The 20,310-nt window shown below is 70.8% G+C and carries 20 protein-coding genes; 10 read left to right on the top strand and 10 right to left on the bottom strand.

The window, feature by feature from the left end; translation table 11 throughout:
- The first annotated feature begins 257 nt into the window (after positions 1–257).
- Complete coding sequence (locus tag BLU09_RS24585) at positions 258–1,871, top strand: S8 family peptidase (protein ID WP_244172001.1); 1,614 nt, start codon at positions 258–260, stop codon at positions 1,869–1,871.
- 71 nt (positions 1,872–1,942) lie between these two features.
- On the opposite strand, the gene BLU09_RS24580 is transcribed toward BLU09_RS24585, so the two are convergent.
- The 3 genes from BLU09_RS24580 to BLU09_RS24570 all read right to left on the bottom strand — a co-directional run bounded on the left by BLU09_RS24580 (position 1,943) and on the right by BLU09_RS24570 (position 3,687).
- On the bottom strand, positions 1,943–2,386 hold the full coding sequence (locus BLU09_RS24580; RefSeq protein ID WP_090491930.1) for a CoA-binding protein: 444 nt from the start codon (positions 2,384–2,386) through the stop codon (positions 1,943–1,945).
- The gene (locus BLU09_RS24575; protein WP_090492086.1) at positions 2,383–3,288 is read right to left on the bottom strand and encodes a hypothetical protein; all 906 of its coding nucleotides are present in this window, start codon (positions 3,286–3,288) and stop codon (positions 2,383–2,385) included. The genes BLU09_RS24580 and BLU09_RS24575 overlap by 4 nt, the downstream gene beginning before the upstream one ends.
- 78 nt (positions 3,289–3,366) lie before the next feature.
- Complete coding sequence (locus tag BLU09_RS24570; protein ID WP_026114192.1) at positions 3,367–3,687, bottom strand: DUF2795 domain-containing protein; 321 nt, start codon at positions 3,685–3,687, stop codon at positions 3,367–3,369.
- 203 nt (positions 3,688–3,890) lie between these two features.
- On the opposite strand from BLU09_RS24570, the gene BLU09_RS24565 reads away from it, so the two are divergent.
- From BLU09_RS24565 to BLU09_RS24550, 4 genes are all read left to right on the top strand, one after another.
- Positions 3,891–5,465, top strand: coding sequence for a YiiX/YebB-like N1pC/P60 family cysteine hydrolase (locus BLU09_RS24565; protein ID WP_186818021.1), 1,575 nt, complete (start codon positions 3,891–3,893; stop codon positions 5,463–5,465).
- A 7-nt stretch (positions 5,466–5,472) separates the two neighbouring features.
- Positions 5,473–5,748, top strand: coding sequence for a hypothetical protein (locus BLU09_RS24560; RefSeq protein WP_090491927.1), 276 nt, complete (start codon positions 5,473–5,475; stop codon positions 5,746–5,748).
- Positions 5,749–5,832: 84 nt separating this feature from the next.
- Positions 5,833–6,657, top strand: a complete 825-nt coding sequence (locus tag BLU09_RS24555) for a SirB1 family protein (protein ID WP_011552051.1) — start codon at positions 5,833–5,835, stop codon at positions 6,655–6,657.
- Between the two features lie 16 nt (positions 6,658–6,673).
- Positions 6,674–7,228 (top strand): NUDIX hydrolase, encoded by a 555-nt coding sequence (locus BLU09_RS24550; RefSeq protein WP_090491926.1) that lies wholly within the window; start codon positions 6,674–6,676, stop codon positions 7,226–7,228.
- Between the two features lie 9 nt (positions 7,229–7,237).
- Here BLU09_RS24550 and BLU09_RS24545 read toward each other — a convergent pair whose 3' ends face one another.
- From BLU09_RS24545 to trxB, 4 genes are all read right to left on the bottom strand, one after another.
- Positions 7,238–7,489: a hypothetical protein gene (locus BLU09_RS24545; RefSeq protein WP_090491925.1), complete on the bottom strand. Its 252-nt coding sequence runs from the start codon at positions 7,487–7,489 to the stop codon at positions 7,238–7,240.
- A 218-nt stretch (positions 7,490–7,707) separates the two neighbouring features.
- On the bottom strand, positions 7,708–8,202 hold the full coding sequence (moaC, locus tag BLU09_RS24540; RefSeq protein WP_090491924.1) for a cyclic pyranopterin monophosphate synthase MoaC: 495 nt from the start codon (positions 8,200–8,202) through the stop codon (positions 7,708–7,710).
- A complete protein-coding gene (locus tag BLU09_RS24535) occupies positions 8,199–9,383 on the bottom strand; it encodes a trans-sulfuration enzyme family protein (RefSeq protein WP_090491923.1) in 1,185 nt (394 codons plus the stop codon). The genes moaC and BLU09_RS24535 overlap by 4 nt, the downstream gene beginning before the upstream one ends.
- 97 nt (positions 9,384–9,480) lie before the next feature.
- A complete protein-coding gene (trxB, locus tag BLU09_RS24530) occupies positions 9,481–10,443 on the bottom strand; it encodes a thioredoxin-disulfide reductase (RefSeq protein ID WP_090491922.1) in 963 nt (320 codons plus the stop codon).
- A 72-nt stretch (positions 10,444–10,515) separates the two neighbouring features.
- Here trxB and BLU09_RS24525 point away from each other — a divergent pair, with 72 nt between their 5' ends.
- The 4 genes from BLU09_RS24525 to BLU09_RS24510 all read left to right on the top strand — a co-directional run bounded on the left by BLU09_RS24525 (position 10,516) and on the right by BLU09_RS24510 (position 14,287).
- The gene (locus BLU09_RS24525) at positions 10,516–10,974 is read left to right on the top strand and encodes a Crp/Fnr family transcriptional regulator (RefSeq protein WP_011552046.1); all 459 of its coding nucleotides are present in this window, start codon (positions 10,516–10,518) and stop codon (positions 10,972–10,974) included.
- A gap of 157 nt (positions 10,975–11,131) precedes the next feature.
- Positions 11,132–11,902: a RadC family protein gene (gene radC / locus BLU09_RS24520; protein ID WP_090491921.1), complete on the top strand. Its 771-nt coding sequence runs from the start codon at positions 11,132–11,134 to the stop codon at positions 11,900–11,902.
- Positions 11,902–12,153 (top strand): DUF3006 domain-containing protein, encoded by a 252-nt coding sequence (locus BLU09_RS24515; protein ID WP_090492085.1) that lies wholly within the window; start codon positions 11,902–11,904, stop codon positions 12,151–12,153. The genes radC and BLU09_RS24515 overlap by 1 nt, the downstream gene beginning before the upstream one ends.
- A gap of 46 nt (positions 12,154–12,199) precedes the next feature.
- Complete coding sequence (locus BLU09_RS24510; protein WP_090491920.1) at positions 12,200–14,287, top strand: RecQ family ATP-dependent DNA helicase; 2,088 nt, start codon at positions 12,200–12,202, stop codon at positions 14,285–14,287.
- Between the two features lie 13 nt (positions 14,288–14,300).
- Here the strand turns inward: BLU09_RS24510 and BLU09_RS24505 are convergent, their stop codons facing one another.
- Together BLU09_RS24505 and BLU09_RS24500 are read right to left on the bottom strand one after the other, a co-directional pair.
- Positions 14,301–14,684, bottom strand: a complete 384-nt coding sequence (locus BLU09_RS24505) for a hypothetical protein (protein WP_090491919.1) — start codon at positions 14,682–14,684, stop codon at positions 14,301–14,303.
- A gap of 1 nt (position 14,685) precedes the next feature.
- Positions 14,686–18,411 (bottom strand): tetratricopeptide repeat protein, encoded by a 3,726-nt coding sequence (locus tag BLU09_RS24500; RefSeq protein ID WP_244171999.1) that lies wholly within the window; start codon positions 18,409–18,411, stop codon positions 14,686–14,688.
- 90 nt (positions 18,412–18,501) lie between these two features.
- On the opposite strand from BLU09_RS24500, the gene BLU09_RS39500 reads away from it, so the two are divergent.
- On the top strand, positions 18,502–18,954 hold the full coding sequence (locus tag BLU09_RS39500) for a hypothetical protein (RefSeq protein WP_225888685.1): 453 nt from the start codon (positions 18,502–18,504) through the stop codon (positions 18,952–18,954).
- Positions 18,955–19,355: 401 nt separating this feature from the next.
- Here BLU09_RS39500 and BLU09_RS24495 read toward each other — a convergent pair whose 3' ends face one another.
- Entirely contained in the window at positions 19,356–20,279 is a 924-nt protein-coding gene (locus tag BLU09_RS24495) for an SDR family oxidoreductase (RefSeq protein WP_011552040.1), read from the bottom strand.
- Between the last annotated feature and the right edge of the window lie 31 nt (positions 20,280–20,310).

Below are 20,310 nucleotides of genomic sequence, written 5' to 3'. Positions count from 1 at the left end.
CCCCCGCCGCGGCGAAGAGCCGGTTCCAGGGCGGAGCCACAATTCCATGAGAGACGCTCCCTCGCCAGTGACGCACGCCGTCGACACGGGCGCGCGTCTCCTCCACCAGGGCACGCCGATGTCGGCTTCCGGACGGACACGGAGGCGGGCTCCTCATTTCGCGACAGACCCGAAATGCAAGATACCCGTGTGAACCCGTCCACTGTGCAAGTGGACCCGGGCCACGGCCGTCCCCTCTTCCGATGTGGAGGCTGTCCATGCCGATGTCGTCGCTCCTGTCGATGCGCCCCCTGCGGTACGCGATGCTGTCCCTGTCCGTGCTCGCCTTCGCTCCCTCGGCGGTGGCGGCGCCTCCCGCGAAGTCCTTGAAGCCGCGCGCGCCCGTCACCAAGCCCACCGGCCGCGAGCTGGCCGGGGACACCTACGTGGAGCGCATCGTGGTGAAGTTCCACGAAGGCAGCCGGGTGCGCCTGCGCGACCAGCGGTTGGTGGCCCTGTCGTCGGACCGGGACGCCGCGGAGCGCTCGCTGCTGGCTGGACGTGGGCTGGGTGATGCGCGCCTGGAGGCGGACCTGGGCCATGTGACGTCACTGCTGGAGCGCGCGCCCCGTATTGGCGCCATGGCCCGCCTGTTCGACGAAGCCGAGTCCACGCTGGAGGCGCGCAAGGCCTCCGGGGAGCGGCAGAGCGGTGAGCAACTGGCGGACCTGAACCTGTACTTCGAAGTCCCCCTGATGCCGGGCACCACGTCCGAGCGCGTGGCCGACCTGGTCGCCGCGCTCAACAGCCTGGACGGTGTCGAGGTGGCCTACGCCGAGCCGCCCCCCGAGCCGGCCATGGTGGACTTCGGCATGGACGCGGCAGTGCGCAGCCTGCTGGCCGCGGCGGACCTCCCCCCCGTCACGCCGCTCTACGAGAACAACCAGGGCTACCTCAACGCCGCGCCTGAGGGCATCGACGCGAAGTACGCGTGGACGGTCCGCAACGGCCAGGGGCAGAACGTGAAGGTGGTGGACATCGAGGGCGGGTGGCGCACCACGCACGAGGACATGCCCGACCTCTTCCACATGGGCGGCACCCAGTACACCGACCGGAGCTGGCGCGACCACGGCACGGCGGTGCTGGGTGAAATCGTGGGCGCGCGCAACGCCTATGGCGTGTCGGGCATCGCGCACCAGGCCAAGGCGGGCTACGAGGCCATCGGTGCCCAGAGCACGGCGAGCGCCATCACCAGGGCGGCCACGGCCGCGGGTCTGGGTGGCATCGTCCTCATCGAGCTGCACGCCCGCGGCCCCTCGGACGGCACGGCGTGCTCGTGCAACACCTCCCAGTGCGACTACATCGCGATGGAGTACTGGCAGGCCAACTACGACGCCATCAAAACGGCCACCGCCAACGGCGTCATCGTCGTGGAAGCGGCGGGCAACGGCAGCGCCGACCTGGATGCGCCCGCGTACGGGAGCGTGTTCAACCGCAACACCCGGGACTCGGGGGCCATCATCGTGGGTGGCAGCACGGCCACCACGCGCCTGCCCATGTGCTGGACGAACTTCGGCAGCCGCGTGGACGTGCATGGCTGGGGTGAGCGCGTCTACACCATGGGCTACGGCAACGTGTTCGGCGCCAGCCATGGCGAGGACCAGTTCTACACGTCCAGCTTCAGCGGCACCTCCAGCGCGTCCCCCATCGTGGTGGGCGCCGCCGCCAGCGCGCAGGGCGTGGCCCTGGCCAACGGGCGACGTCTGACCAGCACGCAGATGCGCTCGCTGCTGCGCGCCAACGGCACGCCGCAACCCGCGAACACGCGCCAGATTGGCCCGCTGCCGGACCTGCGCCGGGCCCTGCCCAAGGTCATCGCGGGCGACTACTGAGCCGGATTCCCGGCACGCCCCCACCTTCCGCCTCAGGACGGGTGGGGGTGCGTCTCCTGGCGGCGAAGTGACTACCGCCCGCCGTAGCGGCGGTGGTCCACCATCAGGCAGCGGTCCTGCACCACCTGGATGCCCGCCTTCGCCAGCTTCTCCGCCGCGGCGTCGTTGCGGATGCCGGACTGGAACCACACCGCCTTCGGCTTCTTGGCGATGAGCTCGTCCACGTGCCCGTCGATGTCCTGCGGCCGGCGGAACACGTCCACCAGGTCCAGGTCGCCGGGCACATCCGTCAGCCGCCGGAACACCGGCTTGCCCAGGATGTGTGTCACGTCCGGGTAGTAGACGGGCACGGGCACCACCTCCACGCCCGAGCGCGCCAGGTAGTCCGGCACGTAGTAGGCCGGCTGCCCTGACTGCTGCTCCGTCTTGATGCCCAGCACCGCCACCCGCCGGGCGCTCTTCACCACGCGCTCCACACCCGCTTCGTCCTCGATGAGGTTCTGCTCCCAGCTCATCGCGCCTCCTCCTGGAGCCCCTCTGCCCGGGTCTCCGTCGTGACAGTCCACGCCTCGCCCGCCACCGTCGCCCTCACCGTGAGCTGGCGGCGCACGGGCATGAAGCGCCCCCGGCCCACCAGCTGCTCTCCCTCGCAAGACACGCCCGGCGTCAGCTCCGGCCGGCCCGCCATCACCCACGCCTCCCACAGCGCGTCCGGCGCATCCTCCGGCACCGCGTCCAGGCAGCGCAGGCCCAGCACCACCGCGTCTCCCAGCGGCGTGTCCCGCGTGCCTTGAACCGTGCGCTCCAGCACGTAGGCCACCTGGCTGTCCCCCACGGGCACCAGGTCCACCACCCAGCTCTGCTGGCCCTCCACGAGGTTGCGCTGGAAGAGGCCGGCGAACTTCACCTCCCACTCGCGCCGCGCCCGCGTCTCCAGGGCCTCGGGTTCGAAGAAGCGCGCCAACACGCCCGCCTCCGTGCCCGCGGGCGCCACCTGGCGGAGCGCCTCCTGCGCGGCTTCGGGGGCCACCAGCTTCACGAAGGTGCCATCCGCCGCCAGCCACGCCTGCAGCGTGAAGCGCGCCAGCACGTCCGCCACGCCGGTGGGTACCTCCTGACCGTTGCGCGTCAGGCGCGAGCGCGGCACCGCCTGCGCCAGCAGCCAGCCCCCTTCGGAGGGCGTGAAGCGCGTCTGCGTGGTCAGCTCCGCTTCCTCGCGAAGGGTGTCACCCTGCCGCTCCACCGAGCGCACGCTGCGCTGCGTCTCCGTGAGCACGCGGTCCACGGGGGGCTGGAAGTCCAGTCGCACCGACGCCGGCCGCGGCTCCGAAGGCGACACGGAGAGCGGCGCCTTGTGGCTGCAGGCAATGGCGGTCAGTGACAGGAGGAGACTGGACGTCAAGGGGCCGGGACGCATGCGCGGTCGCACGCTGGCAGAAAGCGCCCGCGCCCGCGAGCGCTTCCACCAGGCATCCCCTTCCCAACGCCCACCGGTTCACGGATGACGCGTCTGGCCGTCCGGTGCATCCTCCACCGCGTCCCGCCCGATGTTGCGGCGGTCCCGGTTCACCCCGTCATCGTCGTCCCTCGAGCCCCCCAGGGCGGAGCGACGGGACGCCTCGGAGAGGTCCCGCTGCACGGCCTCGCGGGTGGCGTACTCGCGGCGCGGCAGGCACTTGAAGAGGTTGATGACGTCGGGGGGGGCGCCTGCGTCAGCGGCAGCCGCCGCCAGTTGCTCCCGTTCGACGGGGTACTCCACCGCGTCGAGGTGCGGGGTGATGGAGAGCGCTGGATCCTCCGCGAGTCCATAAGCCATCGTCTGTCTGCCTTTCTGCCGGGGCGCGCTGGCCCCGGCACCGGTGCGTTCGTGTGCAATGACAACGTGGGGATGGCCGGGGCGCGGGACCACCCGGGGCGCCCCCGTCCCAGCCCCTGTCCAGGCAGGGGGACAGCCGCCCTGGCCCCTTCCCGGCTAAGGTGTCGTCCCGCGACGCCTTCCTCGCAGGAGTCCCACACCCCATGTCCGCCGCGCCCCTGCTGCTTGCCTGGCTCACGCTCGCCAGTACGCCCGCCGCCGCCCCGCCGCCCATCCATGACGTCTTCGCCCTGGACGAAGCGGCCTTCGTCGCCCAGGCACAGACGGACCTCGCGCTGTTGGAGCGCCACGTCCGGGGCCTGCGTGGGCTGCAGGAGGCCGTGAAGCAGTCGCGCGCCGTGTACCTGCAGAAGCAGAGCGTGCCGTACACGCCGGACCAGAAGCAGTTGCTGCTCAGCACCTGGGCGGCCTTCTTCGACTACTTCGTGTCCGTGGAGGTCATCCGCCAGCGCTACTGGGACTTCGTGAAGGTGCCCGCCCACGCGCATCCGAAGAAGCACGCCTGGGGCTTCCTCCTCACCCACGGCGCGCTCACCACGGCGCTGGCCCACGGCCTCACCTACGCGGAGCTCACCCTGGGCAAGAAGCAGCTCGAGGTGCTGCTGGACGAGCCCGCGCCCGAGTACGGCCTGCCCGCGCGCGCCTTCGCCCGGTTCAAGGACAAGGCCATCCACGTCTCCACCAGCACCCAGCTGCTCACGGGGGATGGATACAAGGAACAGCTCCGCCCGCTGCTGGTGAAGGCCGGCGCGCTGGACGCCCCGCGCGTGCCCTGGCTGCTGCAGGAGATGAAGCACAACAGCAAGGTGGCGAAGGGACTGCTCACCCGGCGCGGCGCCACGCTCTTCGCCAAGGCCACGGCGGACCTGACGGCGGACACCGCGCAGCGCGCCTTCTTCCCCGTGCAGCGCGCGGTGGCCGAATGGATGGGCGACACCCGCGTGCGGCGCGTGGGCCAGCCGCTCATCTCCCGCGAGCAGGCCCTGTCCCTGCTGGAGAAGATGGAGCCCGGCGACATCGTGGTGGCCCGGCAGAACTGGTACCTCTCCAACATCGGCCTGCCGGGATTCTGGCCACACGCGGAGCTCTTCATCGGCACGCCCGCCCAGCTCGGCGCGTACTTCGACGAGGACGCGGACGTGAAGGCCTGGGTGGCCACCCTCCCCGGCGCACCGGCCTCACTCACCCAGCACCTGGCGCGCGCCTTCCCCGCCAAGTGGGCCGAATACACCGGCAACGACGCGCACGGCGACCCCCTGCGCATCATCGAATCCATCAGCGAAGGCGTGTCCTTCACCGGCCTGGAGCACGGCCTGCGCGTGGACTACCTGGGCGTCATGCGCCCGCGCCTGTCCCGCCTGGAGAAGGCCCGCGCCATCGTGCGCGCCTTCACCTTCCATGGCCGCCCGTATGACTTCGACTTCGACTTCTTCTCCGACCAGACGCTCGTGTGCACGGAGCTGGTGTGGAAGTCCTACGCTCCCGCGGGCGACATGACGGGCCTGCGCATCCCCCTGGTCAGCGTGGCCGGCCGCCGCACCCTGCCCGCCAACGAGCTGGTCCGCCTCTTCGACGCGGAATACGGGCGCGAGGACCGGCAGCTGGACTTCGTGGCCTTCCTGGATGGCCGGGAGGCGGAAGGCAACGCCAGGGAGGCGGACGCCACCGCTTTCCGTTACAGCTACCGCCGTGCCAAGTGGGACATCGCCCAGGAGTAGACACACGATGACGGAGCAGATGGCCGAAGAGATGCTGCAGCTGTCCACCCAGCTCTTCGAGAAGATGATTTCCCAGCAGCAGGCCAAGGTGCTGCGCCTGGCCCGCGAAGCCGTGCCCAACATCTCCCCGGAGGAGGTGCGCAATTCCCACGACTTCCCGGAGCTCAAGGAACATCCTACATTTGAGTTCGAGGATGGAATCCTGTCCGGGCTGATTGCGGCCCAGATTGCCCTGCGGGCGGAAATCAAGGGACGGCTGCCGCTTGAACCTCCAGCATTCTGACGCTCGGCCGCCTGCCTTTGCCGTCCGGGCCCTCGTGGGTTACTGGTTCTCGCCGTGAGCATTCCCTCTGGATTCAGCCCACCGTTGGCGCGGGAGCGTCTGGTGTCGGCCCTGGCCGCGGAGCCCCCGCGGCTGGACCTGGCGGCGCTGGCCATCGCCACGCTGGACAAGCCCCTGCTGGACGCCCCGGGGTGCCTGCACATGCTGGACGTGCTCGCGTGCCGGGTGCAGGTGGAGGCGGAGCGGCTGAGCGAGAAGGGCGAGGTCCTGGCGCCGCTGCGCGCCTTGCGCCACGTGCTGGCGGACATCGAGGGCTTCCGCGGCAACGAGGACGACTACCACTCCCCGGAGAACAGCTTCCTGGACCAGGTGCTGGAGCGGAAGCTGGGGCTGCCGATTACGTTGTCCGTCGTCTACCTGGAGGTGGCGCGTCGCGCGGGCATCTCCCTGTACGGCGTCCCCTTCCCCGGCCACTTCCTGGTGGCCCACGACGCGGGAGACCACAAGCTGGTCATGGACCCGTTCCATCAAGGGGACATCCTCACCGAGCACGGCTGCGAGGAGCTGCTCAAGCGCGTGGCGCCGCAGCTCAAGTTCGACCGCAACATGCTGGCGCCCGCGCCGGTGGAGCTCATTACGTACCGGATGCTGTCCAACCTGCGGCGCGTGTACCTGGGCAGAGAGGACTGTGAGCGCGGGCTGGCGGTGGTGGACCTGCTGCTGCTCCTGGCGCCGGACCACCCGGGCGAGCTGCGCACCCGTGCCGCGCTGCTCAGCAACCTGGGGGCATACCGCGCGGCGCTGAAGGACGTGGAGCGCTGCCTGGAGCTTTCGCCCGATGCCCCCGACCGCGACCGGCTGGAGATGACGGCCCGCGAGCTTCGGGAGCGCGCCGCGCTGCTCAACTGACGGGAGGGACTTTCACGTGGCTCGAGAGGTGAAGCCCTGGCGCCGGCTGCGGCGAGGGCTGGAGCATGACTTCAGCGTCGCCCGGGTGCGCGAGGACTGGTGGGCGGACCCGCGCACGGGCCACGAACACCCGCGCGTGCGGGTCGACTGCGCGGACTGGGTGAACGTCATCGCGGTGACGCCGGACGCGCAGCTCGTGCTGGTGCGGCAGTTCCGCTTCGGCGTCGAGGCATCCACACTGGAGCTCCCCGGTGGAATCGTGGAGCCGGGCGAAGCGCCGGAGCGGGCCGCGGCGCGCGAGCTGGAGGAGGAGACAGGCTACGTGCCGGGCCGCCTGGTGCCGGTGGGCCAGGTGCACCCCAACCCCGCGTTCCAGGGCAACGTGTGCTTCAACTTCCTCGCGCTCGACTGCGTGAAGCGGCACGAGGGGCGGCAGGACGCGGGCGAGGACATCGCCGTGGAGCTGCACCCGCGCGCCGACCTGCCGCGCCTCATCCTGGAAGGACACATCTCCCACTCGCTGGTGGTGGCGGCCTTCTTCCAGGAGCGCCTGCTCAGCGAGTCGAAGTAGGCCGGTGCCTCAGGGACGCGAGCAGCCGCAGCCGCAGGCGTCGAAGAAGGGCGACTCGCCCCGGGCACAGACGAAGAAGATGACCTGGCACTCCTTCCTGTCCTCGGACACGTAGCGGCGCTGGGCCGCCTGTGCGTCGCAGGCGGCCCGGTCTGCCACGGGCTGCGCCACCTCGGCCGCGTCGCCCTCTTCCGTGAGCGCACCGCAGCCCGCGGCCCCCAGGGCCGTCAGCAGCGTCAGAACGCCCCTCAGGTCGAACACCCGTCACCTCTCGAACCGGCGCACGTCCTTCGCGCCCGCATGGACTGAAGCGCAACGTGGGGACCTTCCCCACGCACCGGGAGCCCCCTCGGGGACGAGCGTGCCCTGGGCGTGGACGGCGTCACATTCGCGGCGTGTGGAGGCGGACAGAAGGCGGGGCTCGAGCCCGCCTGTGTCCGCCAATGCACGAGCGCCTCGGCTTCGGGGGAGGCCTCCCGTCAGCGGGCCTTCTTCGCGCGCGTCCGGCGTCGCGGCGCAGCCGCCTCGGCCGGCGTGGCCTCCTCCCGCTGCCACGTGCCGGAGCGCCCGCCCGACTTGTGCTCCAACTGCACCGCGTCCAGCACCATGCCGCGGTCCACGCTCTTGCACATGTCATAGACGGTCAGCGCCGCCGCGCAGGCCGCGGTGAGGGCCTCCATCTCCACGCCGGTGCGGTCCACCGTCTTCACCTGCACGCGGACCCGAAGCCCCGCGTCCTCCGGCGCCAGCGTCACCTCCACGCCCGAGAGCGCGATGGGGTGACAGAGCGGAACGAAGTCCGGCGTGCGCTTGGCGGCCATGATGCCGGCGAGCCTCGCCGCGGCCAGCACGTCCCCCTTCTCCACCTTCCCCGCCAGGATGCGCTCGCGCGTGTCGGGCAACATCCGCAGCAGCGCGGTGGCCACGGCCACGCGGCCCGTCTTCGGCTTCTCCCCCACGTCCACCATCTTCATCGGCGCACCCCCTGGGCCACCGCGGCGAGCAGGTCCTCCACGATGTCGTCCGGGTCCTCCAACCCCACGGAGACGCGGATGAGATTCTCCCGGATGCCCGCGGCCTCCCGCTCCTCCGGTGTGAGCCGGCGCGCGCTGGCGCTGGCCGCGTGCATCACCAGCGTGCACACATCCCCCAGCGAAGGACCGGGCCGCCCCACCTTCAGCGCCTCCAGGAAGCGCATGCTCTCCGGCCGCCCCGCGCCCTTGATTTCAAAGGCCACCATGGGGCCGCCGCCCAGTAGCAGCGCCTGCGCGGTGGCGTGGTCCGGGTGCGAAGTCAGCCCCGGGTAGATGACCCGCTCCAACAGGGGCGACTCCGCGAGGCGCTGCGCCACGTGCGCCGCGTGCTCGACATGCGCCTTCATGCGCACCGGTAGCGTGCGCAGGCCGCGCAGGGTGAGCCACGCCTCGAAGGGCCCCAGCACGTCACCCGCCAGCACCCGCGCGGCGCGCAGTGGCGCCATCCGCTCACGTGAGGCGCTCACCGTGCCGCCCAGCGCGTCGCTGTGCCCGTTGAGCCACTTGCTGGTGGACTGCACCGCGTAGTCCGCGCCCAGCGCCAACGCGCGCTGCCCCACGGGCGACGGGAAGGTGCCATCCACCACGAACGTCGCGCCCACGTCCTGGCAGGCCCGCGCCAGCACGCGCAGGTCGGGCACGCGCAGCAGCGGGTTGGAGATGCTCTCCGCCAGCACCATGCGCGGCCTCAGCGCTCGGATGCGCTCGGGCACCTCGGGGTCCGTCATCAGGAACGCGTGCAGCTCCACGCCCAGCGTGGCGCACAGGCTCTTGTACAGCGCGCGCGTGACGCCGTAGCCATCCGCCGGCATCACCAGCGTGTCACCGGCCCGGAAGCCCTGGGCCTCAAAGGCGGAGCGCAGCGCGGCCATGCCGCTGGCGTAGGCCACGCAGTCCTCGGCGCCTTCCAGCGCGGCCACCGCCTCCTCCAGCAACGTCGTGTTGGGCGCGCTGATGCGGGCGTAGGCGTAGTCCTTCCCGTCCAGGGCGCTGTCCAGGTCATCGCTGCTGTCGAACCAGTTCACCGCCGCCGGGTAGATGGGCGGCGACACCGGCACCGCCTTGCTTCCAGCCAGCCGCGTCCCGGCGTGCACCGCCACCGTCTTCTGCTTCGAGCTCATGGGGATTGCTGCGTCCTTCGCGGGAATGGAAAGGCCGGCCCCGGGAAGGGGCCGGCCTGGGAATGCTCAGCGGAGCCGCATGAGCGGGTGCGACGGACTACTCGCCGTGCTCGATGAGCCAGCGCTCCGCGTCGATGGCGGCCATGCAGCCCGTGCCCGCCGCGGTGATGGCCTGACGGTAGTAGTGGTCCTGCACGTCGCCGCAGGCGAACACGCCCTCGATGTTGGTGCGCGTGGAGCCCGGCACCGTCTTGAGGTAGCCGCCCTGGTGCGTCTCCAGCACGCCCTGGAACAGCTCCGTGTTGGGCGTATGGCCAATGGCCACGAACAGGCCAGTCGCCTTCACCTGCTGGCTGTCACCCGTCTTCAGGTTGCGCACCACCGCGCCATTCATCCCCTTCGCGTCGCCGAGGACCTCCTCCACCGCGGAGTCCCACATGAAGGAGATTTTCGGATTCTGGCGGGCGCGCTCCTGCATCACCTTGGAGGCGCGCAGCGTGTCGCGGCGGTGGATGAGGGTGACGTGGTTGACGATTTTCGCCAGGTACGTCGCCTCCTCCATCGCCGTGTCACCGCCGCCCACCACCAGCACGTCCTGCTTCTTGAAGAAGGCACCGTCGCAGGTGGCGCACGCGGAGACGCCGCGGTTCTTGTAGGTGTCCTCGCCCTTGACGCCCAGCCACTTGGCGGTGGCGCCGGTGGAGATGATGACCGTCTCCGAGCGGCAGCTGACGCTCTCCCCCTGGATGAGGAAGGGGCGCTGGGAGAAGTCCACCTTCACCACGTTCTCCATGTGGATGGTGGTGCCGAAACGCTCCGCCTGCTTCTGGAAGCGCTCCATCAGCTCCGGGCCGGTGATGGCCTCCGGAAAGCCCGGGTAGTTCTCCACGTCGGTGGTCACCATGAGCTGGCCGCCCGGCACCCGCTGCGGGTGCTCCAGGGTGGGGCCCCCGGCGAACACCACCGGCTGCAGGTTGGCACGCGCGGCGTAGATGGCCGCGGTGTAGCCCGCGGGCCCCGAGCCGATGATGGTCACCTTGTTGATCTTCTCCTCCACCACGACTCCTCCCAAATCTCGTTGATGGCCCCAAGGTACCAGAGCGCCTCGGGCGCGTGATACGAAGCTGGCCTCATGGATGCCGCCGTCCTCAAGAAGGTTGCGCTGTTCGAGGGTTTGACCCAGGGACAGCTCGCCAAGGTCGCCCAGATTGGTCACTCCCGGACCTACCCGGCGGGCGCCTTTCTGTTTCGTGAGGGGGAAACCGGCCAGGAGATGTTCGTAATCGCCGAGGGCAAGGTCCGCATCTCCAAGTCCGTGCCCGGCATCGGCGAGGAGGCGCTCGCCATCCTGGAGCCCGGCCAGTATTTCGGTGAGATGGCGGTCATCGAGGATTCGCCGCGCTCGGCGGACGCCATTGCCCATGTGAGCTGCTCCGTCTGGGTCATCGAGCGCTCCCGGTTGGACCAGCTGATGTTCACCGACAAGGACCTGGCGTACGTGCTGCTCTGGACCTTCGTCCGCACGCTGAGCGAACGGCTCCGCGAGACGAATGAGAAGATCAAGGGCTTCTTCGCCCTCTCCCGCTTCTGACGGTCCGTCTCAGCGCCCGAGAAGCCAGCTGGCGCAGGGATGTCCGTCCGGCATCCGAGCCCCTTCCCACGTGTCGGGACGGGTACGCACCCCACTCCCCAGGTAGCACAAGCAGGCACACGGGTTGCTTTGTCCCCGTCCCGTGGAGGGCGGCGGGATGGAGCAGGCGGCGGCGGGAGCGGCGTGGGCGGGCGAAGGGTCGGTGAGGGCGCGAGGGGTGGGAGGCGCGGAGGAGTCGCGGGAGCGCCTCTTCCGGTTGGGGGCGGCGGCACTCACCGACCCGGAGCTGTTGTGCGTGGTGTGGAGCTCCGGGCCTCGCGCGCCTGGAGCGTGGGAGGTGGCGGGGGCGCTGCTGTCGGAGGGCGGTGGGCTGAAGGGACTGGTGCAGCAGGAGCCCCTGGCGCTGAGTCTGCGGCCCGGCGTGGGGCCTGTCCGGGCGGCGCAGGCGCTGGCCGCCCTGGAGCTGGGCCGCCGCTCGCAGCGTGCCGGGGAGCGCAGGCCCAGGCTGCGCACGCCGAAGGAGATTGCGGCGTACCTGGCGCCGGTGCTGGGGGCGCTGCGGCGCGAGGTGTTCCACGTCCTGTGCTTCAACGCGCGCAACGTGCTGGTGCATGACGCGCGCGTGGCGGAGGGCACCATGAACACCTGCCCGGTGGACCCACGGGAGGTGTTCGCCGCGGCGCTCACGTCCCGCGCCACGTCCATCGTGCTGGCGCACAACCACCCTTCGGGGGACCCGGAGCCCAGCGTCCAGGACCTGGGCCTGACGCGTCATCTGGTCGCGGGGGCGCAGCTGCTCAACATCAAGGTGCTGGACCACGTGGTGATGGGAGACGGCGGCTACGTGTCGATGCTGGAGCGCGGGCTGATGCCGGACGAGGCACGGGAGAAACGGCGAGCGTGGAGCGCGAATGGAGGCGGCGGATGATGGTGGGCATGGTGGGGCTGTGGGGAGCGGTGCAGGTGGAGCTGCTGGAGGACGTCCGGGCGCAAGTGGTGCGCCTGGACACCGGACAGGCATGCACGGTGGAGCGCGCGTCGCTCCCCAAGGGCGCGCGCGAGGGTGACGTCGTGGTGGATGGCCGGCTGGAGCCAGGGCAAACGGAGGCGCGGCGGCAGGACGTCGCGCGGATGCGAACGCGGCTGGCTGTTCCGGTTCCACCAGGGCTCGACCTGTGAGTGGAGGCCGCGCGTCGGCCTCGTTTCCGTTGACGGCTGGACCAGGATGATGAACATGCGCGCGATGCCGGTGGCCCTGCCCTACCTCGAGGAAGCACAGCAGGGGCTGGTCCGCCACTTCGGCCTGTCCCAGTTCCGGCCGGGGCAGGACCAGGTCATCTCGTCCGTCTTGAGCGGCCGCAACACGGTGGTGGTGATGCCCACCGGCGCGGGCAAGAGCCTGTGTTACCAGCTGCCCGCCACGCTGCTGCCGGGGCTGACACTGGTGGTGTCGCCGCTGATTGCCCTGATGAAGGACCAGGTGGAGCAGCTCACCGCGCGCGGCATTCCGGCGACCTTCATCAACTCATCGCTGTCCGACCTGGAGCGCGCGGAGCGGATGCGCAAGCTGCGCGCGCATGAGTACAAGCTGCTCTACGTGGCGCCCGAGCGCTTCCGCAGCCAGAGCTTCCTGGAGACGGTGTCCGCGCTGGGCGTGGACCTGCTCGCCGTGGACGAGGCGCACTGCATCTCCCAGTGGGGGCACGACTTCAGGCCGGACTACGCGCTGCTCGGACAGGTGCGAAAGCGGCTGCGTCCGCCGCGCACGGTGGCGCTCACCGCCACGGCCACGCCGGAGGTCCGCGCGGACATCGTGCGCGTGCTGCTGATGAAGGACCCGCAGGAATTCGCCATGGGCTTCGACCGCCCCAACCTCTTCCTGGGCAAGCAGGAGGTGGGCGGCGACGCGGACCGGCACGAGGCCTGTGCACGGCTGGCGTCCACGGGCGGGAGCGGCATCGTGTACTGCTCCACGCGGCGCGCGGCAGAGGGCATCTTCTCCGAACTGCATGGGCGCGGGGTGAAGGCGGTGCTGTACCACGCGGGCATGGACGATGACGCCCGTCGCCGCGCCCAGGACACCTTCATGTCCGCGAAGGAAGCGGTGGCGGTGGCCACCAACGCCTTCGGCATGGGCATCGACAAGCCGGACATCCGCTTCGTGGGCCACGCCAACATCCCGCGGGCGGTGGAGGCGTACTACCAGGAGATTGGCCGCGCGGGCCGCGACGGACAGGCCGCGCGCGCGGTGCTGCTCTTCAACCACTCGGACGTCTTCACCCAGGAGCGGCTCATCCAGAGCAGCCACCCGGCCGAGGCCATCTTCGGGGACGTGTGGAACGTGCTCCAGTCGGTGGAGGAATTCGAGCGAGGCGTGCACGCGCTCGCGGGCACGGTGAACGCCAGCGAGTTCGAGGTCTCCGCGGCGCTGCGCATCCTCGAACGCGAGGGCAAGGTGGAGCGCGGTGGCCGAGGCGAGGGCGAGCACGGCATCACCCTGCTGGAGAAGGCCGCCTCGGCGCAGCCGCACTCGCCGGACGCACAGCGGCTGCTCAAGTCCTTGCTGGAGACGTTCCCCGTGGGCCGGCAGGTCACCACGGAGCTGCCCATCCTCGCGCGCCGCATCGGGCTGTCGGTGGACGAGGTCCGCCACGCGCTGGGCCTGTTGGAGAAGGCCCACGTGGCCAAGGTACGGCGCCCCTTCGCCGGCCGCTCCATTCGCGCGCTGGAGCGGGTGCCCTTCCGCGAGCTGGGGCTCGACCTGAGCCGCGTGCGGGAGCAGGAGCGGCAGAACCTGGCGCTGCTGCGCCGGATGACCGAGTACGCCTATACGGACCGGGACAAGAAGTGCCGGCGCTCGGCCATCCTCCGCTACTTCGGCCAACGCGACACCCACGCGTCGTGCGGCAACTGCGACGTATGCACGCCGGAGAAGATGCCCACGCTGCTGGCCCACGGGCCGACCGCATCGCGCGTCCGAGGCCCGGGCTCCGCGGCGGCGCCGGTGGTGACGAACTACAGCGAGCTGGCCTCCACGGAGCTGCGGCGCTGGCGCAAGGAGCTGGCGAAGGACCTGGGCGTTGCCCCGTTCATCATCTTCAACGACGCCACGCTGCTGGGCCTGTCCGCGGCGCTACCGGTGGACCGGGAGGGGTTCCTCGCGGTGAAGGGCACCGGGGAGAGCCGCTGGGAGCGCTTTGGCCCCAAGGTGGTGGAAATCTGCCTGATGGCGCGCGCCGCGGGCCACGAGCCCCAGGCCATGCCGGACGCCGCGGTGCGCGCGCGCAAGCCCACGATTCGTCGCCGGAGCTGAAGCCGCGGCCTCCTCAGGGGTGCCGGCGTCCGCCCTCGCGCAGGGCCCGGCGCGCCAGCAGCGTCCGGACGCCGCCCATCAACGTGCCCACCACCATCGCGAGCAGGAAAATCACGACCATGGTGGTGACGCCGAACACGACGCGCACGCCCGCCTCGGAGATGCGGCCGGAGAAGTAGGCCGCCCGCAAGGGCTCCATGGCCCCCGTCAGCTCCAGGGCCCGTGCCGGCAGCGAGTCCAGCGACAGCGACAGCCGCTGGAGGAATCGCGAGGGGAAGTAGCGCAGGGCAATCTCCACCCCGAGCCCCAGCAGCAGGTAGATGAGCGACAGCAGGAACGCATTGCCCCACATGATGTGCAGCAGTGGGGAATCCGTCCGGGAGGAGAAATACCTCACGCTACCTCGCCGCCTTCTTCTTCAGGCTGGGCAGGGCCTTCTTCACCCGCGCGGCCTCATTCGAGCCACCGGCCAGCTTCAGGAACGCCTCGTAGGACTCCACGGCTCGCGGCAGCGCACCGGGCTCGCGCACCAACGCATCCGCGAGCGCCAGGCGCGCCAGGCCGTCCGCGGGCTCCAGCTCCACGGCCTTCTCCAACGCAGCCCGGGCCACGTCCTCCTGCTTCTGCCTGAGCGCCACCATTCCCAGTGCAAGCTGGGCGCGCCCATCGAAAGGCGCCAGGCGCACGGCCTCGTCCGCCGCGGTACGGGCATCCTTCACGGCCCCCGCCCCCAGCAGCGCGCGCGCCATGGTGGCCCGAGCGAAGGCCTTGTCCCAGACAGTCGGCGCCCTGGCCGCCAGGTCCTCGAGCGTCCGGGCGGCGCCACGCCCCCCCCCCGGCAACTGCGCGTACAGCTCTCCCACCCGGCCGCAGGTGGCATCGGGCCCTTCCCGTCGGGCCGCGGCGAAGGCCGCCTCCGCGTTGCCACTGTTGCCCTGGCGCATGAAGGCGAGGGCAATCTCACAGAACGTGCCCGCGTCCTTCGGGTCCAGCTTGTTGGCGCGCTCCAGCGCAGAGAAGCCGCCCCGCGCGTCTCCCGCGCCGAAGAGGATGGCCGCGCGAAGCTTGTGCGCCTCGGCATCATCCGACGCCAGCTTCACCGAGCGCTGCACCGCGCCCTCCGCGTCCTTGCGGCGGCCAGCGTGGAACAGCGCCAGCGCGAAGCCCTTGTGCGCGGCCGCGCTCCCCGGGTTCTCCAGCTGCCACGCCTCGAACTGCTTGAGCGCGTCCTGCGTCCGCCCCAGGGCCAGCAGCGTGCGCCCCAGCGCGTCCCGGGCCTCGCCATGCGCGCCGTTGCGCTCCACCGCCTGCGTCAGCGGCTTGAGGGCCATGTCGGGCAGCCCACGCGACAACATCAACCGCCCCAGCGAGCACGCGGCCTCGTAGTCACGCGGGTCCTTCTGGGCCTCCTCGAACAGGGCCTGCGCCTTGTCGTAGGCCCGCTCGCGCCAGTAGAGCTGTCCCAGCGCCAGCCGCATGTCGTTGCGAGGCCGCTTCGCCGCGTGCAGGGCCTTCTCCAGCAGCTCCCGCGCCTGGGCGCCGTTGCCCTCGGCGGCATCCGCCAGGGCCAGCCAGGAGACGGCCTCCGGGGGATACCGGTCATTCACGCGCGTGCGCGCCAGCTCCGCGCGGGCCTTCTTCCAGTCTCCCAGGCGCGCATATGCGGCGCCGCGCACCAGGGCCACCTTGCGCCCCCCGTCGGCCTCCAGACGGGTGAGGACCTCGCGCTCCCGGTCGCGGTCCAGCAGCGCGCGGCCCAGCCCCTCGCGGGCCTCTTCGCTCTTGGGCCGAAGCTTGAGCGCGGCCTCGTAGGCGGCCTGCGCCGCATCCAGCGTCCCGGCCGCACGACTGGCGGCGCCGAGCGCGAGTTGGAACTCGAAGGCCAGGGGGCCCTGGGTCCCCTTGGAGAGCAGCGCGCGGGCCTCGGCATGCTTGCCCTGGGCGGACAGCAGCTCGCCGTGCACCAGCTGCTGGCGCGCCTTCAGCGACGAAGGAAGCTTCGGGTCCTCCGCGAGCCGCGCCACGTCCGTCAGCGCGGCCTCCAGGTCCTGGTACAGCGCGAGCCGAGCCTCCGCCTGGCCGATGCGGGCCGAGGGGTGCTCGGGGGATTTCTTGCGCGCGCGCTCGTACATCTCGATGGCCTGCGGAAAGTCCTCGGAAGCCTTGTAGTAATCACCCAGGGCCACCAGCGCGCGGACGTTGGCGCCAGAGGTACGAAGCGCGCGGTCAAAGCGTTCGAGCGCCTGCTTCTCCTCCTTCGCCTCCAGCAACAGGCTGCCGGCGAGCGCATGGACCTCCGAGCTGTCCTGCTGCGAACCCAACAGCGCGCTCCGCGCCAGGGCTCGGCCGCGCTCGTCCGCCACCAGCACGTTGGTGACCAGCACCTGCGCGGGGGCAGCGTCCTTCACACCCGGCCGCTCCAGCGCCTCCAGCGCCTGGCGCCGGTCCTCGGAAGCCTGCCCATGGTCCGCGTAGCGCAGCGCGTGCGCCCAGGCCGTCAGCGCCCAGGCCCTGCTGCTGCTTTCGTCCATGTCCCGCGCCTTCTCGAGCTGCGCCAGCGCGGCATCCAGCGAGGCCCCGGTGTCCTGGATGATGAGGTCCTCGGCCCGGGCCAGCGTCTCGCTCAGCGTCTGTCCGCCCTGGCGCGCGCGGATGTTGATGAAGCTGAAGACGACGATGGCCAGCACCACCACGCCGACCACGGCCCCAGCGGCCTTCACGCCATGCCGGGCGATGAACGACGTCTTCGCCGCCTCACGCGCCAGCTTCGCCCGCAGCTCCTTCTCGTACTCGGCGGTGAGCGCTTCGGTGTCCGGCTTGCGCGCAGTGGCCTTCGCGGCGGTGGCCGCGGGGGCAGGCACCGCGTCCGGGATGTCCTCCAGCAAGGAGCGCTTGCCCCCGGAGCCTCGCGGCGTCGCGGGCGTGCTCGCCACGACGGGCCTCGGCTCCGCCGGCGCGGGAGGAGGAAGGTCACCCAGGAGACCACCCGCGCCAGAGGCCCCGGCGTCCTCGGCCGGAGCGGCCCCGGCCTGCGGTTCATCCACGTCACCGCTCGCCTCGGGCTCCGGGGCCGCGGCAGGCTCCTCCGCGATGGATACCTGCTGCGTCGGCGGGTCCGCGACAGCGCCGGAGTCCTGCTCGGCGTCAGCGCGCTGCTCGTTCGCGGAGTCCTCCGAGGGCGCTTGGGCCTCGGAAGCCGCCTCATCCGCCGCGCCACGCGGAGGGGCATCCTCGTCCCCCAGCCCCAGGTCCAGGCTCGGAAGCTCCGCGCCCAGGACGGACGACACCGGCACTGGCCGGTTCAACAGGCCCAGCGAGGCGCTCGCGTCACTCCCCCCGTCAGCACCGTCTCGCGGCGCCGCGTCACCTGAAAGGACGGCCGGTCCGCCCTGCTCCGCCGCGCCAACGTCCGAGCCCGCCTGAGCACTCCCTTCCGCGTCCGCGTTCGTGCGCCCCTGCCCCGCGTCCTTCGCGGAGGCTTCGGATGCCACATCCGCGCGAGCCGCCACCGGGGCGTCTCCCGCCGGCGCCGCACCGGCGCTCGCGGGCTTCAGCTTCGCCGCGTCACCCAACGCGGCGGCGCGCAGCCGGGCAGCGGCCATGGGCGCCACCGTGGGGCTCGAAGCCTCGTCCTTCGACGCCTCCTCCGACGACGCGTCCTCATCCGACGAGGGCTTCTCCAGCCCCATCAGGTTCGCGAACACAGGAGCCGGGCCACCCGCGAACGCCTGCTCCGTCTGCTCCAGCCACTGCTTCACGCGGCCATCGTTCGGCTGCAGCGCCAGGGCCTTGCGAAGAATGGGAAGCGCGGACCGGTACAACCGGTGCTGGAGCAGCACCTCGCCAATCAGGTTGTAGGCGTAGGGGTTGTCCTTCTCGATGGAGATGGCCTGCTCGAACTGGTCCATCGCCTCCGCGGGCCGGCCCTGCTGGATGAGGGCCTTGCCCCACAGCACGCGCCCGACGACGGATGCTGGGTGGTGGGAAATGCCTTGCCCGCAGACCTCGATGGCACGCGCGGCGTCCCCCTTTTCCAGCAGGGCCTTGGCGAGTTCGACGAAAACGGAAGAGGTGGGGTCCTGCCGGAGGAGCTGCTCGTAACGCTCCACCATCGACTTGGCCATTGCGCTCGCGACTCCGGTGCTCGGGCGGGGAGCCGGACCATACCACCGCTCCCTCGTCCGACGCTGCTGCCGGGTGGTACCCTCCCCACCGTGAATCGCCTGCCTGCCCTGCTCCTCGCGCTCGTCCTCGGGGCGTGCGCAACCACGTCCAAGAAATCCAATCTGGAAGCACTCAAGCCCACCGTGGAGCGCTTCCACCAGGCCCTCCGGTGGAAGGACTTCCGGAGCGCTTCCCACATCCTCGTCCCCGAGCGGCGCAAGGACTTCCAGAAGGCGCGTCTGGCGCTCAACGACGACAAGGACCTGTCCATCACCGACTACGAAATCGAGGACGTGAAGCTGTCCGACGACGGGCACCGGGCCACGGTGCAGAGCCGGATCCAGTGGATGCGCCTGCCCTCGGCCTCCGAGCGCACCGCCGTCGTCACCTCGGAGTTCGTCTTCCGGGACGGGGCGTGGCTCCTGGAGAGCCAGGACGACGGCCCCTTCGAGGGTGAGCTGCCGAGCCCGAGCACCAGCCCCGAGCAGCCCCCATCCCCCTGAAAAGAAACCGCCCACCGTCTCGGGGCCGGCCGAGGCGGTGGGCGTCGGGAGCTCCCCTATGGAGCGCCCTACAAGAAACCGCCCACCGTCCCGGGGCCGGCCGAGACGGAGGGCGTCGGGAACTCCCCCATGGAGTGCCCTACAGTTTGACGGGGCGACACCGTTGCCGGGCCCATGTCGCCGCGCCGTGACGGGCAGCCACTAGAGCAACGGGAGTGCCAAGCACCGCGCCTGGAGCGCGGCGCTGGCGAATGGCTGGAGATTCAAGGGGTTGCACCGACTGGCCGCCTGACGCCGCCCTGCCCCCGAGGTAGGCCTCTGACATGTCTGTCAGGGGCCCCTGGGCCGGACGTCGCGCCGGGCCTGACAACAGTGTCAGGGAGCCTCGGACTTTCCAGCAGCTAGTCGCCCTGGACGGAGCGGATGGTGTCGCGCATGGAGTGGCGCGGCTTCCAGGCCACGTCCTTCACCCAGCGGCTGCCGTCCACCGCGCAGAGGAACTGGATGTGGTCCAACTCCGGCGGCGGGAAGTTGGCCAGCCGGTACTTGAAGAGCATGCCCAGCAGCGGGCGGGCCACGGGGTGCGGCACGGGGATGGGGGTATTGCCCAGCTCGCGCATCACCGCGGAGAGGGGCACCTCGCCGGGGCCCACGACGTTGTAGACGCCCTTGGGCTCGGGGCGGAGCGCCTCCACCATGGCGCGCGCGACGTCCTCCACATGGATGAGCTGCACCATGGGGTCGAAGCCCGCCATCATCCAGGGCCTGCGCATGCGCAGGTAGTTGGACGGCGCGTTCTTGATGGTGGGCCCGACGATGTGGACGGGCCGGAGGATGACCGTCTCGATGTGCGGGTGCTTCCAGAAGAAGCTGTGCGCCAGCATGTCCACTTCGATGAGGTCCCGCACGCCGGAGAAGCGGCTGGCGGCCATGAGCGGCGCGTCTTCCGTGAGGAAGTTGGAGTTGTCCGGGCTGGGCCCGTAGACGTTGGCCGAGGACAGGACGACGACCTTCTTCACACCGTACTTCGCGCAGTACTCCAACAGGCGCGTGGTGCCCACGACGTTGAAGGAGTGGTGCTCCTCCTCGCTCATCCGGGGGTCATGCATGATGCCCATGTGGATGACGGCGCGGATTTCGTTCTTCCGGAAGACGTCCTCCGCCTTCTTCTTGCGGAGGTCGAGCTCGTACATCTCGACGTCCTTCGGCCGTCCCGCGAAGGGCCGCCGGTCGATGCCGATGATGCGCTCGTGCTTGTGCAGCAGCTTCGCGAGGGTGCGGCCGAGGTTGCCGCTGATGCCCGTGACGACGACGGCCGGTTTCATGGAACTCCCCTCTTTAGCACCGCCGCGCCGG

The organism is Myxococcus virescens, from assembly GCF_900101905.1.
Taxonomy (GTDB): Bacteria; Myxococcota; Myxococcia; order Myxococcales; family Myxococcaceae; genus Myxococcus; species Myxococcus virescens.
This window is presented reverse-complemented; position numbering and strand designations above follow the sequence as displayed.